The organism is Flavobacterium aquidurense, from assembly GCF_031458035.1.
Taxonomy (GTDB): Bacteria; Bacteroidota; Bacteroidia; order Flavobacteriales; family Flavobacteriaceae; genus Flavobacterium; species Flavobacterium aquidurense_C.
Map to the genome: position 1 here is coordinate 267,420 of NZ_JAVDXR010000001.1, position 16,677 is coordinate 284,096.

Sequence of the window (16,677 nt, forward strand, 5' to 3'; positions counted from 1 at the left end):
AAATTGTAACGAGCTTAAAAAAGCGTAAAACTTTATGCTTAATTGAATTTACTTTTCACGAACCATCTGTCGTTAAAAGAGAAGCTTAAACTAAAATTGAAATAATTTTCCTGAACTAAACCTGCAGTCGTCGTCCCTCTTTTACCAAATTCAAGTCCTAAATTTACATTTGAAAAAGATCCGGTAATAGGAAATCCTGCTCCTAAAGTCATTCCAACATCATTAATTGATTCATTATTAATCACTAAACCAATTTTCTCATATTTTAAACCCGCTCTATACGTGATTCTGCTGAAATAACTTGAAAATGAAGTGTAGTTCGGAATATAATATCCACCAACAGCATATTTTGAATATTTTTCGTAACGAACTTCATCACTTGAATTATAGTAATTTGCGTATTGTCCATTACCCTGAAAAGCCAATGTAGTACCAACTAACCATTTTCTTGCCTCTCCAACTCCAACTCCAATACTTAATTTGTTAGGCAATTTCAATTTATTATCTGTTGCAGGATAAGGATATGGATCCGGATCTCCAGAAACTGTAATAACTCTTGTATTAGCAGAATTTAAAGTACTGGCAAAGGTGTAATCTAAACTTGTAAAAATTGACATTTTCTTGTAAATTTTTCTTTGATACATAGTACCAATATTAAAATTCACACCAGATAATTCTGATTCATTAGTCTCTGCAGTTACATTTTGAACATCTGTAATCCCCTCGATACTTGACGTTGTAATTTTTCCAAAATTATATTGCACATCCGTTCCAATATTCCAGTTCGGCAAAATTTTATATCCAAGGCCAAAAAACACTTTGTTAACGCCACCTTTTCCCTCATATTGAGTATTTCTGGCACCACTAACATCGGTATTATTATTAATAATCTTATATCCAACTGATGATAATGGAACCAAACCAAAAGCAGCACCAAATTTACCCATAGGAATTCCCAATGCCAAGTAATCAAAAGTAGCTCTTTGCGCTTTTGCAGATTCATCACTATTTTTTAATGTAGTTGTTCCAAAACTTCCTCCAACTGTAAATGTAGTTTGTCCCAAACTGGCATAACTTGAAGGATTGTCAACATTCAAGTGGATACTATCCTGCTCTACTGAAACTCCAGCCATAGATCTATTTTCAAGAGTACCTTTAAATCTTGCATCACCAATTCCGTAAAAAGAATAAGGAGAAGCAGTACCTTGCTGAGCAAATGAAACGAACGAGATAAGTAAGCAGGCACTTATTATAATTTTTTTAATCATTGTCGATTTTATATTGAAATGTTTGGTTCAAACTTTCCAGAAGGAAATTTGAATTGGCAAATATGGTATTTTTTAATCGTTTAGCCAAAAAATCTGCATCGCCTCCCGTTAAAATTATTATAAAATTTGAAAAGTTCTCTCGATATTCGTCGATAAAACCGTCAATCTCATAGACGAAGCCGTTTACAACACCAGAATGAATTGCCTCTTTAGTAGAATTGCCTATATATGATTCAGGTGTATCTAAAGTCAGCAACGGCAACTTGGCCGTGAAATTGTGTAATGCTTCGTAACGCAATCTCAAACCTGGAGAAATAGCTCCGCCTAAATAATTATCGTTTTCGTCGATAAAATCATAGGTTATGCATGTACCAGCATCAATGACCAATCTATTTTGTTCCGGGAACTGCAAAGTAGCTCCGGCTGCCAAAACCATTCGATCAATCCCTAAAGTTTTTGGAGTTGCATATTTATTTGTAAAGGGAAAAACATCTTCATGTGTTAAAAAATGGATTTTAAGTTGATTTTCGAAAGTCAAAAAAGATTGTTTTTCGACACTACCAACCGAAGCAACGACCAAATCGGAACAATTTTGAAATTTTTTTAAAATTTTTTCAATTTTTTTTTCGAGCTCATTTTTCTCAAAAATAAAATTTTCAAGAACAGTACTACCCTCAAAGACAGCTGCTTTAATTCGAGTGTTTCCGACGTCAACCGCTAAAACCATATTTATTTTTTTACCAGTGCGAAGATACGAATTGATTTTTTTAAAAAAATCTTTTGGATAAACGAAAAATGATTCTATCTTTGCACCCGCAATGAGCACAGCTCGGTACCTTAGCTCAGATGGTAGAGCAATGGACTGAAAATCCATGTGTCCCTGGTTCGATCCCTGGAGGTACCACCAAAACCCACTCAACTGAGTGGGTTTTTTGTTTTTAATACTTTGTGTGAATTTAAATTCCAATTTTTTTAAATTCCAAATTCCAATAAAACTAAAGCACTAAGGTTCAATAAGTTTAATCTAAAGCTGTGTGAATTTGTATGTTTTGTTTCTCGATGTTATCTTTCTACTTAGAAAATATTACAAGAAAATTAAAGCGCTTAGTGAAATATCTCGCAAAGACGCTAAGTCGCAAGGGCTCAAAAAAATTTAGCGGTATAACTTCTTTATAGCATTTTCCTCATTAGGCTTTCTCCTTAAATTCATCTCCATCAATCTTTCCTGCTGCTTAAAAATGCAAAATCAACAATTAAATGGTTTTTGTTAAAAAAGCATCAATTAAATAAAAAAATATCTTATATATTCGTAAAATAATACTTTATACTTTTATTTATTATCAAGAACACAAGAACACTTTATGAGTAATACTTCTACAAAAGGCATTTGGAAAGTAATTTCGGCCTCATCAATGGGAACCATGATTGAATGGTATGATTTCTATATTTTTGGTAGCTTAGCCGTTGTAATTTCAACTAAATTCTTTCCAAGCGATAATCCAACCGCTGCATTTTTATCGACATTGGCAACTTTTGCCGCCGGATTTGTTGTAAGACCTTTTGGAGCTTTATTTTTTGGAAGACTTGGTGATATCATTGGCCGTAAATATACTTTTATGGCTACCTTATTATTAATGGGAGGTTCTACTTTTTTAATTGGCTGTATTCCGAGTTATGAAACAATTGGCTTTTTTGCACCACTCCTGGTCTTAATTCTTCGTTTATTGCAAGGACTTGCTTTAGGAGGGGAATATGGCGGTGCAGCAACTTATGTAGCAGAACATGCTCCTGCTGGGCAAAAAGGGTATTGGACTTCGTGGATTCAGACTACAGCTACTGTTGGACTATTTATTTCTTTGATGGTAATTCTTGCCACAAAAAATGTTCTTTCAGCTGAAGACTTTGACACTTGGGGATGGCGTGTACCGTTTTGGGTTTCTATAGTTATGGTTGGCGTTTCTTATTTGATTCGAAAAAATATGGATGAATCTCCTGAATTTGCCAAAGCAAAAAAAGAAGGAACAACCAGTACGAATCCACTAAAAGAAAGTTTTGGAAACCGATATAATTTAAAATTTGTTTTACTGGCTCTTTTTGGGGCAACAATGGGCCAAGGTGTCGTTTGGTACACCGGACAATTTTATGCTATGAGCTTCATGAAAACTGTCATGAACATAGAGTCTTCTCAAGTTGATGGATTACTTGGAATCGCATTATTAATTGGAACTCCGTTTTTTATTGTCTTTGGATGGCTAAGTGATAAAGTGGGAAGGAAATACATTATGATGGGCGGTATGTTACTTGCGATTTTATTGTACAGGCCAATTTATAAAATGATGTATACCACAACCGATGTCAGCCTTAAAACTGAAATCATCGCACAAACAAAACAAACTGTAGAAATAAACGGAAGCAATGATGCTATAACGACAACTAAAAAAGTATATACCGACGGAACAGTTTCTGTAGAAAAGAAAACCCATTTTGCAAGCAAAAAAGAAGATCAGATCACTACCTCTATTAGCATTAATTCAAATGATGAATGGACTCTTATCTTTCTGGTTTTTATCCAGGTTTTATTTGTAACTATGGTGTATGGGCCAATCGCAGCATTTTTAGTCGAAATGTTTCCAACTAAAATCAGATACACTTCGATGTCACTGCCTTATCATGTTGGAAATGGAATTTTTGGAGGTTTACTTCCTGCAATTTCAACTTATTTTGTGACACATGCCAAAGCCAACGGGAAAACAGATTTTTACCTTGATGGCCTCTGGTACCCAATTATTATTGCATCAGTATGCTTTGTAATCGGGATGATTTATATTGACAATAAAAACAAAACTAATCACCTTTAATACCTACATCAATATGAATGCAATTAAAAGAATTTTAGGTGTTTTGTGGATTATACTTTCCGTTGCCGCAGCCTACTTTTGCGTGTTTGAATTTGGCTTACCTAAGTTTTTATCAGACAAACAAGATGATTTAGTCTTCGGAATTATCATCCTATTTATTCTAACCCCATTAATCGTTTTAGGACTGGGAACATTTGGTTATTTTTCTTTGCTTGGAGAATACGACAAGAAAAAATAACTAAATCCACTCAAAAAACAAAAGGGCTGTCTATAATAGACGGCCCTTTTTGCAATTACTAACAAAACCAAATTTTAATCGGTTAGAAGCAAATGATATACTTCTAACTTTCTTTCTTAATAAATTTCATTACCTGAACTTTATTATTTTTATCTAGTGCTTTTATAATTTTTCATCAACCAGTTTGGTTGATGCTCTATGAAAAAAGAGCTATCCTGCGATAGCCCTTTTGTATTTTTAAGAAATATTACCCTTGATTTGGAATCATTAAATAACTTCCGTCTAAATCATTGAAATAAACAACATATTTAGATTTTTGAACCGGAATATTATCTCCTGTACCGCCTCCTGAGAAAGGAGTTGTACCTCCCCAAGAAACATCCCATGCGTTATTTGCTCTAAATTTCATTCCACCATCTTTTAAAGGAGTTATTCCAAGGCTCCAAATGTGTGGATTGAAAGAAGATTTAGTCATTGCTGTCGAAGAATCCCAACCACCTTGTGTACTGTCTCCAATAATACCCACTGTTGAGTATGTTTTTGCAGCAGAAGCATCATAAGGAACTAAATCATAAGTTAACTTTTTCACATCCATTGTAAAAGTGTAATATCCATCAGTAGGAATTACAAAACTAGCCGGATCAGGATCCGATTCTTTCCCTCTGTACACTAAAACTTTATTAGAACCACCATACATTGGTGCCCAAGCCCCTAATGTTGAAATGGTTTTAAAAGCACCAGCTTTAAAGAATCCTGTATATTTATACACGTTAGCATCTTTTCCATCTCTGAATAAAATTTGGTTTCCTTTATTGTTCTCCCAGCCTGAAACAGTTGCATCTCCAACCAAATACCACTCCGTAAAGTTGTAATCAACTTTTCCTGCATAAGGAGTTACACTAATTGTAATCACACCTTTAGCGGTTTGTGGAACTCCACCAGAAACGCTCGAAGTAACTTTTACATCAAACTGAGTTGCTACATCTGTAGGTCCTCCAAGATCAATTGCTGCCTGATTTAATTCTTTAACAATTATAGAAGCTTCAGTAACATTACTTGTTGTAGCCAAGGTTTTAGCTTTTGTAAAATCACCGCCTTTTTTATCAATTAATAAAGTGTATTTTACTACTACCGCTTCATTATATGTTGCAGCAGACCAGGTAAATTTAGCTGCTACATCTGATCCTTTATCACCATTTAAAACAAAGGCTGTTCCCGTTGCAGGCGCAGTCATTTCTGGCGTTGAAACTGCTTCGACAATTGGTCTGTTATCTACATCATCAGCATTACATGACACCGCCAATACACCAATAAATGCGATTAAAATTTTATATATATTTTTCATTTTACTGTTTTATAAAGGTGTTAGTATCCTGGATTTTGCTTCAAAGTTGGATTTGCCTGAATAATTCTTGATGGAATTGGCATTAAATCTCTATATGATTCTGTTGCAGCACCATTCATAGCCCCACCTTTCCATTGCCATAGTTTAGATCCACCTGTGAATTTTCCAAAACGAATTAAATCCGTTCTTCTGTGACATTCCCAGTACAATTCCCTTCCTCTTTCAGCCAGAATAAAATCAAGCGTTAAATCTGCTGTTCCGACTGTAGGTGCATTTGCTCTGGTTCTAATTTGGTTAATGTAACCCAAAGCAGTATTCAAATTACCTGTTGAAGCTCCTCTTACAACTGCCTCAGCATACATTAAATAAGCATCCGTAAGTCTAAACATTGGAAAATCAGTATCAGGCATATCTACCCTTTGACCAGCTGTTCCGTTTGATTTTAAGTTAGTATATTTTGAAATTGCATAACCATCTGTAAAAGTTCCGATATTAGCAATATCCAATGCCTGTCCTGGTGTATAGGCATATAACCTTTTATCAGTCCATACTTGTTGTTTACCTAACGATACCGGAGCATTGTTAAATCCAACAGGAGCCGCAACTTCAACACCGTTCAAAGTAATTTTACCCGTTACAAGATTAAGCACATAAGTGTTATTAGCATTGTAACCAGTTTCTTTTTCGTTTTTATCACTTGAGTCAAAAGCCTGACCATCTTTATTAACCAAGATACCTGTGTTATTTACGAAATTTTTATTTTTTGTTTGATAGAACTCAAAAGAACTAGTTGGCGCACCAAAACTTTCTACAAACTCTTTACGAGCTCTTGTTCCAAACCAACCACCATCCATACCTCTTGAAGCGGCATCGATACTACCTCCGATAGAAGCGTGAATGATAAAACTCATTCCTCCACCAATTGCTCTAATAGCGTTTCCGTCACCGATAATTGGGAAAATAAATTCGTTTTGCGCTCCATTGGTATCATTATCTGCAGAAAACAAATTACGATATGGAATATTAGCAAAAGTATATCCTGAACCAATAATCTCACTACACAAAGTCGCTACTTCATTATTTCTTTCTGTGCCTGTATAAACTTTAGAATTCAAATAAATCTGTGCTAATAAAAATTTAGCCGCAGTTTTATCTATTCTACCGTACTCATTTTTTCTTGGTGCGACAAGACTACCATCTAAATCTTTCAATTCAGCTTCAACAAAAGCAAAAACTTCAGCTCTTGTTTTTTGTTCTGGATAAAAGAAACCTACAGGGTCTTTTTCTGTAGTAATTGGCACATTACCAAACAAATCCATCAAATTCACATAAGAAAAAGCTCTTAAGAAACGAGCTTCTGCTCTAAAAGTTGCAATTTCAGCCTTTAAATTTGCATCAACCCCTCTTTCGGAAAGTTTTTCATCAGTAGTCTGTCTTAAAAACTCATTAGCAACACTAATGTGATAGAATGCTCTAGAAAATGTTCCTGCTAAGAATTCGTTTGCAGGTGACCATGTTTGCGTATTAATAGTTGGCAACGAACCGTCAGCCCAAGCGATAACCGCCTCATCTGTTGGAAGTTCCTGAGTTACAAAAAGCAATCTCAAGTAACTACTAAAATCTCCACCAATTCCGGCAATATCAGCTTGTCCATCTCCATCATTTCCTCCTACATACAATCCTGCATATAATTTTGCCAATACTTCTTTGTATGATGCCGGATCTTTAAAAAATTCTTCAGATAGAAATTCATCATCATCGCCTGGTGTTACGTTTAAATCGTCCGTACACGAGGTAAGCGTCATACTTACTCCTAAAATGAATAGGAAAAAGTAAGATATATATTTAAATGATATTTTCATTTTATTTGTTTTTAAAATTTGTTTTCAATATTCTACTAGAAATTTGCATTTACTCCAAACAAGAAAGTTCTGGCTCTTGGGTAAACGTTATTATCAATTCCGTTGAATTTCTCCGGATCTAAACCATTATATTTCGTAAGAACAAAAACATTTTGAACACCAGCAGTAAATCTTAAAGAAGCTGCTTTTAGTAATGTTTTATCGAAAGTATACCCTAGGGTCACATTGTCTAGTTTAATGAAAGAAGCATCTTTAATAAAATAATTAGACAAATAACGCATTGTACCATTATCTTCATAAGTAAAGCCAGTGTTTAGATAATCTGAACTTACGTTAGAAAGATCTGTTTGTCTTCTTAAACCTGCATCTGAATATCCTAAGTTAGAACTTACGTTATCAAAAATGTAATTTCCTAAACTCGCTCTCCAGTTCATTGTAAAGTCAAACTTTTTGTAGTTTAACGTTGAGAACAAACCAAATGTATAATCTGGTGTTGGTTTGTGGAATCTGTAACGATCTGCATCGTCTATTTTTCCATCAGCATTTCTATCTACATAAGCACCTGCAATTGGTTTTTTGTTGGCATCATATAATTGCTCATAAACCAGGAATGAATTTGGAGCAAAACCTACTGAGTTAACCTGAATTTTATTTCCAGCTCCTCCAGCAATATTATCTCCTGAAAGGTATCCTTGGAAACCAGGAACTGTAATTCCTAAATCTGTAATTTTTTGATCAATATATGTTGTATTGAAAGCAACATTCCAGGTCAAGTTATCATTTTTAACAACATCTGACTGAATATTAAATTCGATACCTTTCGTTCTAACACTACCGATATTATAAGTACCTTGATTTCTAATGTTTGCTCCATCGGGAACCACAACATCAGCTAATAAATCGCTAGATTTTTTATCAAAATAGTTCACCGTACCAGTAATTCTATCATTAAGGAAACCAAAATCAACACCTACGTTTGTTTCTGCTAATTCTTCCCATTTAATGTTTTCATTATAACCTTCTGGTCTTGCAGTAGAATATACCTTACCACCAAAAATATATTGTGTATTAATTGTTCCTAAAGTAACACGTCTCAAATAATCATACTGAGCAGGAATATCTTGTTGTCCGGTTGTACCGTATCCGAATCTTAATTTTAAGCTTGATAAAGTCTCATTATCTTTTAAGAATTCTTCTTCAGCAATATTCCATGCCAAAGCAATACCTCCAAAATTACCCCATCTGTTATCTTCAGAAAAACGTGAAGTTCCGTCTCTTCTGTAATTTACAGTTGCTAAATAACGACTGTCGTAATTCAACGTTAAACGTCCAAAGTAAGATTGTAAGTTAATATCCGGATCAGTAGTAACATCCTCATTAGGATTTGGTTGTCTTGTTTCTCCTGATTGATATTTTTCTTTTTGGAATAATTGGTAGTTATAACCTGCAGTTGCATCAATTTTAATTTTTCCTAAATCTTTAGTATAATTAAAATAAGCATTTAAGTTTTTGTTCTGCAACATGTCAGTATAGCTAGAGTAGTTTCCTAAGTTCACATAGCCTGGATCACTAAAAGGTTTTGGCTGATACCCTAAAGCACTTTGAGTACTTACTTCAGTATAACCATCACTGTCAAATCTATCAATACCAGCTTCTACAACCGCTCTTAAATCTTCAAAGAAATGAAATTTATAATCTAATCTAACATTCCCCCATTTTCTGGTAGAAGTAGATCTTCTGTTATCTTGATTCAATCTTGCAACTGGGTTTCTAGCTGGCAATAAAGGCAAGTTTCCTGTTGGCTCTAACCATTCAAAGTATCCTCCATAACGAGAACCTGCTTCGTATACAGATTGTGTTGGGTCGAAACCAATAGCACTTCCAATTACAGCACCTTCGTCCTGAAATTGATTTTTACCAAAAGATAAGTTTCCGCTAATATCAATTTTTAAATGATTATCAAATAAAACCGGATTTAACGATAATGATGTCGTAGTTCTTTCAAAAGAAGTATTTCTTAAGATTCCAGGATTATTAACATTTCCAACAGATAAACGTACTGGCACTTTATTAAATAAAGAACCGCTAGCAGAAATATTGTTATTAGTTGTAAGGGCTGTATGGAAAATCTCATCCTGCCAGTTTGTATTAGCAGTACCCATTAAAGCTTGTTGATCTGCTGTACCTTTCGTATTTACCAATTCACGAAATTGGTCAGCACTTAATACATCAACCTGATTAGCCACAGTATTGATACCAACCTGAGAGCTAAAATTCACTTTTACACCACCTTTTGCCCCTTTTTTAGTAGTAATAACAATTACACCATTTGCAGCTCTGGAACCATAAATTGCAGCTGCAGAAGCATCTTTCAATACAGTAAAAGATTCAATATCATTAGGATCAATAGTAGATAAAATACTTGTTGAACCTTCTGGTTTAGCATTACTCAATGGTAATCCGTCCAAAACAATTAATGGCTCATTTGATGCCGTTAATGAAGATCCTCCACGAATTCTAATATCTGCTTTTGCACCTGGTGCTCCACCTCCTGTAACGTTAACACCGGCAATACGACCGCTAATTAAGCTTTCTGGAGTTACATTTATTCCTTTATTAAATTCTTTTGCAGAGATTTGAGAAACAGATCCCGTTGCGTCTTTTTTCTTAACAGTACCGTAACCAACTTGTACCACTACTTCCTTAAGTTGATTAGTATCTTCCTCTAAAGAAACATTCAATGTTTTTTGCCCGTTGAAATCAAGGGTTTGAGTTTTGTATCCAATAAAAGAAACAACAATTTTATTACCACTTTTAACATTTGACAGCTGGTAATTACCATCAAATCCTGTCGATGCTCCGCTTGGCGCACCCTGTACATTTACATTTACTCCCGGTATTGGCTGTCCTGTCGCTTTATCGACAACAGTACCTGTTAATGTGTTTTGAGCTAACACAGTAAACGGCAACAGTAGGAATAAAAATAACAACTTTTTGTAAATTGTTTTCATACTTTTTGTTTAAATTAGTTTGAGTTTGTGATTGTTAGTTAAGTTTTTAATTTTACTTCGAATTTCAAAATTATGAATTTATTAACACCACCAACCAAACTCAATTTTTATCTAGTTACGAAAACGTGATAGTGTTGAAAACTTTCTATTTTTTGTAATATTATCAGTCAAAAATTATCAATACTAAAAATTTAAGATACCTTTATTAATAATTAGATTTTTTCCAACAACTATTATGAAACGTAAAATCACCTTAAAACAGATTGCAAAAGAACTTGACGTATCTATTTCAACTGTCTCAAAATCACTACGAAACAGTCTTGAAATAGGTGAAGAAACGCGCTTAAAAGTGCAGGCTTTTGCAAAGTTTTACAACTATAAACCCAACAATATTGCCCTTAGTCTAAAAAATCGGAAAACCAAAAGTATCGGTATTATCATTCCGGAAATTGTACATTATTTTTTCTCTACGGTAATTAACGGAATTGAACAGGTGGCTAACGAAAATGGCTATAGTGTTGTCATATGTCTATCTGATGATTCTTTCGATAAAGAAGTCTTAAATATGGAGATGTTAGCTAATGGAAGCATCGATGGTTTTATCATGTCACTTTCGAAAGAAACCCAATACAAAGGTGACTTTCACCACATTACAGAAGTTATCAATCAGGGAATGCCAGTTGTAATGTTCGATCGTGTAACCAATGATATTTTATGCGATAAAGTAATTATTGATGATAAAGCTGCAGCTTATGAAGCCGTTCAGAGTTTGATTGATAATGGCCGAAAAAAAATCGCACTAGTTACAACTGTCGATTACGTAAGTGTTGGAAAACTAAGAACGGACGGTTACGAAAAAGCACTTTTAGACAACGGATTACCTTTCAACGAAGATTTAATCATCAAAATTGAAGATGTTGATACCTGCGAAATTACCATTAGCCAGCTTTTGCATGACAGAGCTTTTGATGCTGTTTTCGCTGTAAATGAGCTTTTTGCGGTAACAATTATAAAAACAGCCAGCAAAATGGGACTTAAGGTTCCTGAAGATTTAGCAGTAATTGCTTTTACTGACGGAATTATTTCAAAATACTCTACTCCAAGTATTACAACAGTGAGTCAAAGCGGTGAAAAAATGGGAAATAAAGCTGCAAAAATGCTTATTGAAAGACTTGAAGCCGAACACGATGATGACGAAGAAGAAAATGAAAATTACACTACAGAAGTAATAGAAACACATCTTATAAAAAGAGAATCTACTGACTAAAATTCTTAAAATCAACATATTCTAAAGCCATAATTAATATTTATGGCTTTTTTGTTAGCATATATCTAAAATTAATTTATACTTTTACGGCTGTCAAAGCTTTTACTTTTACTTCGAAAAAAACAGTAAGTTTTGATAAGCATAGCGCTTATCGTCTAATTAATTTTTTAATTACGATAATGGAAAAGCGTAAATTAAGTTTCTGGGAAATTTGGAACATGAGTTTCGGTTTCTTAGGAATACAAATGGGATTCGCACTTCAGAATGCAAATGCCAGTAGAATTCTTCAAATTTTTGGTGCCGATGTACATGAACTATCATGGTTCTGGATTATTGCCCCTCTTATGGGATTAATAGTACAGCCTGTTATTGGTCATTACAGCGATAAAACCTGGGGAAAATTCGGAAGACGAAAGCCCTTCTTTCTTGTTGGTGCAATCCTGGCGTCGGTTGGTTTAATTTTAATGCCTCAGGCTAATATTTTCATTTCTGTTTTGCCTGCCTTATGGGTTGGAGCCGGAATGTTAATGATCATGGATGCTTCTTTTAATATTGCTATGGAGCCGTTTCGCGCTTTGGTTGGTGATAATTTAAGAACAGATCAGCGTACTGCAGGATTCAGTATCCAAACTTCGTTAATTGGTTTTGGAGCTGTAATTGGTTCGGCATTGCCTTATGTCTTAACAAAGTATTTTCATGTTTCAAACAATGCTGCTGCCGGAAGTATTCCTTTAAATCTGAAATTATCATTTATCATTGGAGCTGCAGTTTTAATTGGATCAATTCTGGTAACACTTTTTACAACAAAAGAATATACTCCGGAAGAATTATCTAATTTTCAAGATCCTCAAAGTGAAGTTGATGTTCCTTCTGACGAAAAATCAAAACTCTCAGACATTTTTACTGATTTTGCAAAAATGCCAACAACAATGCGCCAGCTGAGCTGGGTACAGTTTTTCTCTTGGTTCGGATTATTCGGAATGTGGGTTTTTACAACTCCCGCAATTGCACATCACATTTACGGATTGCCATTAAATGACACTTCAAGTCAGCAATATCAGGATGCTGGGGATTGGGTTGGAATTTTATTTGGAGTTTACAATTTAGTTTCCGCCATTATCGCTTTATTTTTCTTACCGTTTATCGCTAAAAAAATCGGCCGTAAATCAACTCACGCCGTATCACTTATCATTGGTGGAATCGGATTAATTTCGATTTACTTTATGCCAAATGAAGACTGGGTTGTACTTCCAATGATTTTAATTGGCGTAGCCTGGGCAAGTATTTTGGCTATGCCTTACGCTATTCTTGCAGGATCTATTGCTCCTAAAAAAATGGGGGTTTATATGGGAATTTTCAACTTTTTTGTTGTTATTCCACAAATTGTAAATGCACTTATTGGAGGTCCAATTGTAAAATATCTTTACAATGGCGACGCTATTTACGCCCTAATTACAAGTGGTGTAAGTTTTCTAATTGCTGCTCTTTTAGTCTACAAAGTAAAAGATGTAGACGACACTATTCAAAAATCATAAATAAGAATTTCCCTTATAATGAAAAAAGCATTCATATTCGATCTTGATGGCGTGATCGTCGATACCGCCAAATACCATTTTTTAGCCTGGCAAAAAATCGCTCAGTCTTTAAATATAAATTTTACACATGAAGACAACGAACTGCTTAAAGGCGTGAGCCGTGTACGTTCATTAGATATTATACTTGGGTTAGGAAATGTTCAGGCTTCTCAGGAAGACAAAGACAAATGGCTGATTCAAAAAAATGAAGATTACTTATCTTATTTAGTTGACATGGACGAAAGCGAGATTCTTCCTGGAGTTTTTACAATTCTGCAACTATTAAAAGACAAAAACCAAGGAATTGCGTTGGGTTCTGCGAGTAAAAACGCCCGACCAATTCTTGAAAAGACAGGAATCCTTTCGTATTTCGATGTTATTGTTGACGGAAACGACGTTACCAATGCCAAACCAGATCCGGAAGTTTTCTTAAAAGCGGCTCAATTATTAAATATTGATCCAAAAAATGCAATCGTATTTGAAGATTCTGTTGCCGGAATTCAGGCAGCAAACATAGGAGAAATGGTGAGTGTAGGAATTGGTGAGGAAACAATTTTACATGAAGCTGATTATATTTTTAAAGATTTCACCGAAATAGACACTGCGTTTATTGAGAAATTAATCAACTAATTGAAAAATTAAAAGATTGAAAGATTTAAAAATTAAGATTCAAAATCTTTAAATTTTTAAATCTTTCAATCATTAAATTGTAAAAAATGAATCAAGATTATATAAAACCAGACAATTGGTCCATCATAGAAGAAGGATTTGATGTAGAAAGAGTAAAATCGTCTGAGAGTCTTTTTAGTATCGGGAACGGTGCTATGGGGCAACGTGCCAATTTTGAAGAAACATACTCTGGCGAAACTTTTCAGGGGAGCTATATCGCCGGAATTTATTACCCGGACAAAACTAAAGTAGGCTGGTGGAAAAACGGATATCCAAAATATTTTGCGAAAGTATTAAACGCGCCAAACTGGATTGGAATTGACGTTCAAATCAACGAAGAAAACTTAGATTTAAATACTTGTACGGAGGTTAAAAACTTCCGTCGAGAATTGAATATGAAAGAAGGATGGTACAACCGTTCTTTTGAAGCAACATTAAAAAACGGAACTGAAATTGCCGTAAATATTCGTCGTTTTCTTTCTTTAGATTTGGATGAAGCCGGAATTATCAAATACGAAATCACGCCTTTAAACAAAGATGCCAAAATTGTTTACAAACCTTATATCGACGCAGGAGTTACCAATGAAGATGCTAACTGGGAAGAAAAATTCTGGGAACCTCTTGAAGTAAAAAAAGGAACAAATGAGGCTTTTGTAACAGCGCAGACTTTTAAAACGCATTTTAAAGTTACAACTTTCATGCACAATACGATTTTTGCAAACGGAGAAAACGTAAACATTTCGCCTTCAACAATCGATTCCACTACAGATAAAGTTCAGTTTACTTACGGAACTATTATCGCCAAAGGACAAACCTCATCCATTCAAAAAATTGGTGGATATACTGTCTCTTTAAATCACGAAAACACTTTGGCTGCAGCCGAAAAAACAATTAAGGCTGCCGTTACTTTAGGATATGATGCCTTACTTCAAAATCAAATTGACGCCTGGAGCAAAATCTGGGAAATGTCAGATATTACCATTGATGGCGATGTAAAAGCACAACAGGGAATTCGTTTCAATATTTTCCAATTAAATCAAACCTATTTAGGTAAAGATTCTCGTTTGAATATCGGACCAAAAGGTTTTACCGGAGAAAAATACGGCGGATCGACTTATTGGGACACTGAAGCTTATTGTATTCCGTTTTACATGGCTACAAAAGATCAGCAAGTTGCAAGAAATTTATTGACGTACCGTTTCAATCAATTGGATAAAGCGATTGAAAATGCGAAGGACAATTTAGGTTTCAAAAATGGTGCGGCGCTGTATCCGATGGTTACCATGAATGGTGAAGAATGTCACAACGAATGGGAAATCACACACGAAGAAATTCACAGAAATGGTGCGATTGCTTTTGCCATTTACAACTATTACCGTTTTACCGGAGATTACTCTTATATTCCTGAAAAAGGTTTAGAAGTTTTAATCGGAATTGCGCGTTTCTGGCATCAGAGAGCTTCTTTTTCTAAAGAAAAAAATCAATATGTAATTCTGGGTGTTACCGGTCCGAATGAATACGAGAATAACATCAACAATAATTTCTACACCAATTATATTGCAAAATGGTGTATCGATTATGCAGCGGAACAAATTACTAAAGTCGCTTTAGAATATCCTGCAGATCACAAACGTATTCTTGAAAAAGTAAGCCTTTCGGTGAATGAAATTCAGGAATGGAAAAAAGTGGCTGATGATATGTATTTCCCAACTTCAAAAGAATTGGGTATTTATTTACAGCAAGACGGATTTTTAGATAAAGATTTAGTTCCGGTAAAAGACTTAGATCGTTCACAAAGACCAATCAATCAAAAATGGTCTTGGGATCGCGTTTTACGTTCTCCTTATATCAAACAAGCTGATGTTTTGCAGTGTTTCTATTTCTTTGAAGATCATTTTTCTAAAGAAGAATTAGAACGCAACTTCGATTTTTATGAGTCTTTTACGGTTCATGAAAGTTCGCTTTCGCCTTGTGTACACTCGATTCAGGCTGCACATTTAGACAAAATGGATATGGCATATACGTTCTACTTAAGAACTTCTCGTCTGGATTTAGATGATTATAATAAAGAAGTAGAAGAAGGCTGTCACATTACGTCAATGGCCGGAACATGGATGAGTATTGTGGAAGGTTTTGGCGGAATGCGTGTTAAAAATGACCAGCTTCATTTTGCTCCAAAAATCCCAAAAGAATGGGAAGGTTATTCGTTTAAAATCAATTTCAGAAATCAAATTTTGAAGGTTGCTGTAAACCACAACGAAACAACATTTACAGTAGACAGCGATCAGGATTTAACTATTGTAGTAAATGGAAAACCAGTAATAGCCACAAAATTGGCAACAGTTTAAAATTATTAAACACTAATTACACAGATTTGCACGAATTAGTTGGCTCATTCGCCGATTTATAAAATTAAACACATAGAAACATAGTTTTATTCTTTCGAAAGATTAAAATAAATGACAAATCATTTTCACATAGCTATGTGTTTTGTAGCAAGTGAAACGCCTTTTTAAACTATCCCAATCTATGATTCTATGTGTTAAAAAACAGCATTAATTTTAGTGTTAATTAGTGAAAATTGT

At 34.6% G+C, this 16,677-nt stretch carries 11 protein-coding genes and 1 tRNA gene; 7 read left to right on the top strand and 5 right to left on the bottom strand.

The window, feature by feature from the left end:
- Positions 1-38: 38 nt before the first annotated feature.
- Both bamG and J2X17_RS01090 read right to left on the bottom strand, forming a co-directional pair.
- Positions 39-1,268: a BamG family beta-barrel-assembly machinery protein gene (gene bamG, locus J2X17_RS01085; protein ID WP_310293875.1), complete on the bottom strand. Its 1,230-nt coding sequence runs from the start codon at positions 1,266-1,268 to the stop codon at positions 39-41.
- On the bottom strand, positions 1,261-1,995 hold the full coding sequence (locus J2X17_RS01090; protein WP_310293877.1) for a type III pantothenate kinase: 735 nt from the start codon (positions 1,993-1,995) through the stop codon (positions 1,261-1,263). Before J2X17_RS01090 ends, bamG begins: the two co-directional genes overlap by 8 nt.
- A 104-nt stretch (positions 1,996-2,099) precedes the next feature.
- Between J2X17_RS01090 and J2X17_RS01095 the strand changes: the two genes are divergently transcribed.
- From J2X17_RS01095 to J2X17_RS01105, 3 genes are all read left to right on the top strand, one after another.
- Positions 2,100-2,175 (top strand) — tRNA-Phe (locus J2X17_RS01095).
- Positions 2,176-2,629: 454 nt separating this feature from the next.
- Positions 2,630-4,126: an MFS transporter gene (locus J2X17_RS01100; RefSeq protein ID WP_310293879.1), complete on the top strand. Its 1,497-nt coding sequence runs from the start codon at positions 2,630-2,632 to the stop codon at positions 4,124-4,126.
- Positions 4,127-4,139: 13 nt separating this feature from the next.
- On the top strand, positions 4,140-4,364 hold the full coding sequence (locus J2X17_RS01105; protein WP_310293881.1) for a DUF6814 family protein: 225 nt from the start codon (positions 4,140-4,142) through the stop codon (positions 4,362-4,364).
- Between the two features lie 247 nt (positions 4,365-4,611).
- Here the strand turns inward: J2X17_RS01105 and J2X17_RS01110 are convergent, their stop codons facing one another.
- From J2X17_RS01110 to J2X17_RS01120, 3 genes are read right to left on the bottom strand one after another with little or no spacing between them, the layout of a single operon-like run.
- Positions 4,612-5,709, bottom strand: coding sequence for a SusE domain-containing protein (locus J2X17_RS01110; RefSeq protein ID WP_310293883.1), 1,098 nt, complete (start codon positions 5,707-5,709; stop codon positions 4,612-4,614).
- Positions 5,710-5,729: 20 nt separating this feature from the next.
- On the bottom strand, positions 5,730-7,571 hold the full coding sequence (locus J2X17_RS01115) for a RagB/SusD family nutrient uptake outer membrane protein (protein ID WP_310293884.1): 1,842 nt from the start codon (positions 7,569-7,571) through the stop codon (positions 5,730-5,732).
- A 35-nt stretch (positions 7,572-7,606) separates the two neighbouring features.
- A complete protein-coding gene (locus J2X17_RS01120) occupies positions 7,607-10,582 on the bottom strand; it encodes a SusC/RagA family TonB-linked outer membrane protein (protein WP_310293886.1) in 2,976 nt (991 codons plus the stop codon).
- 235 nt (positions 10,583-10,817) lie between these two features.
- On the opposite strand from J2X17_RS01120, the gene J2X17_RS01125 reads away from it, so the two are divergent.
- The 4 genes from J2X17_RS01125 to J2X17_RS01140 all read left to right on the top strand — a co-directional run bounded on the left by J2X17_RS01125 (position 10,818) and on the right by J2X17_RS01140 (position 16,440).
- Positions 10,818-11,849, top strand: coding sequence for a LacI family DNA-binding transcriptional regulator (locus J2X17_RS01125; protein ID WP_026982748.1), 1,032 nt, complete (start codon positions 10,818-10,820; stop codon positions 11,847-11,849).
- Positions 11,850-12,028: 179 nt separating this feature from the next.
- Positions 12,029-13,384, top strand: coding sequence for an MFS transporter (locus J2X17_RS01130; protein WP_310293888.1), 1,356 nt, complete (start codon positions 12,029-12,031; stop codon positions 13,382-13,384).
- A 15-nt stretch (positions 13,385-13,399) separates the two neighbouring features.
- Complete coding sequence (pgmB, locus tag J2X17_RS01135) at positions 13,400-14,053, top strand: beta-phosphoglucomutase (RefSeq protein WP_310294677.1); 654 nt, start codon at positions 13,400-13,402, stop codon at positions 14,051-14,053.
- Positions 14,054-14,139: 86 nt separating this feature from the next.
- Positions 14,140-16,440 carry a glycoside hydrolase family 65 protein gene (locus J2X17_RS01140; protein ID WP_310293890.1) on the top strand — a complete coding sequence of 767 codons (2,301 nt, stop codon included), beginning with the start codon at positions 14,140-14,142 and terminating at the stop codon, positions 16,438-16,440.
- The last annotated feature ends 237 nt before the right edge of the window (positions 16,441-16,677 follow it).

Excerpts from the sequence above, each read along its gene's own strand:
- bamG (WP_310293875.1), bottom strand. The coding sequence starts at position 1,268 with ATGATTAAAAAAATTATAATAAGTGCCTGCTTACTTATCTCGTTCGTT.
- J2X17_RS01090 (WP_310293877.1), bottom strand. The coding sequence starts at position 1,995 with ATGGTTTTAGCGGTTGACGTCGGAAACACTCGAATTAAAGCAGCTGTC.
- J2X17_RS01100 (WP_310293879.1), top strand. The coding sequence starts at position 2,630 with ATGAGTAATACTTCTACAAAAGGCATTTGGAAAGTAATTTCGGCCTCA.
- J2X17_RS01105 (WP_310293881.1), top strand. The coding sequence starts at position 4,140 with ATGAATGCAATTAAAAGAATTTTAGGTGTTTTGTGGATTATACTTTCC.
- J2X17_RS01110 (WP_310293883.1), bottom strand. The coding sequence starts at position 5,709 with ATGAAAAATATATATAAAATTTTAATCGCATTTATTGGTGTATTGGCG.
- J2X17_RS01115 (WP_310293884.1), bottom strand. The coding sequence starts at position 7,571 with ATGAAAATATCATTTAAATATATATCTTACTTTTTCCTATTCATTTTA.
- J2X17_RS01120 (WP_310293886.1), bottom strand. The coding sequence starts at position 10,582 with ATGAAAACAATTTACAAAAAGTTGTTATTTTTATTCCTACTGTTGCCG.
- J2X17_RS01125 (WP_026982748.1), top strand. The coding sequence starts at position 10,818 with ATGAAACGTAAAATCACCTTAAAACAGATTGCAAAAGAACTTGACGTA.
- J2X17_RS01130 (WP_310293888.1), top strand. The coding sequence starts at position 12,029 with ATGGAAAAGCGTAAATTAAGTTTCTGGGAAATTTGGAACATGAGTTTC.
- J2X17_RS01140 (WP_310293890.1), top strand. The coding sequence starts at position 14,140 with ATGAATCAAGATTATATAAAACCAGACAATTGGTCCATCATAGAAGAA.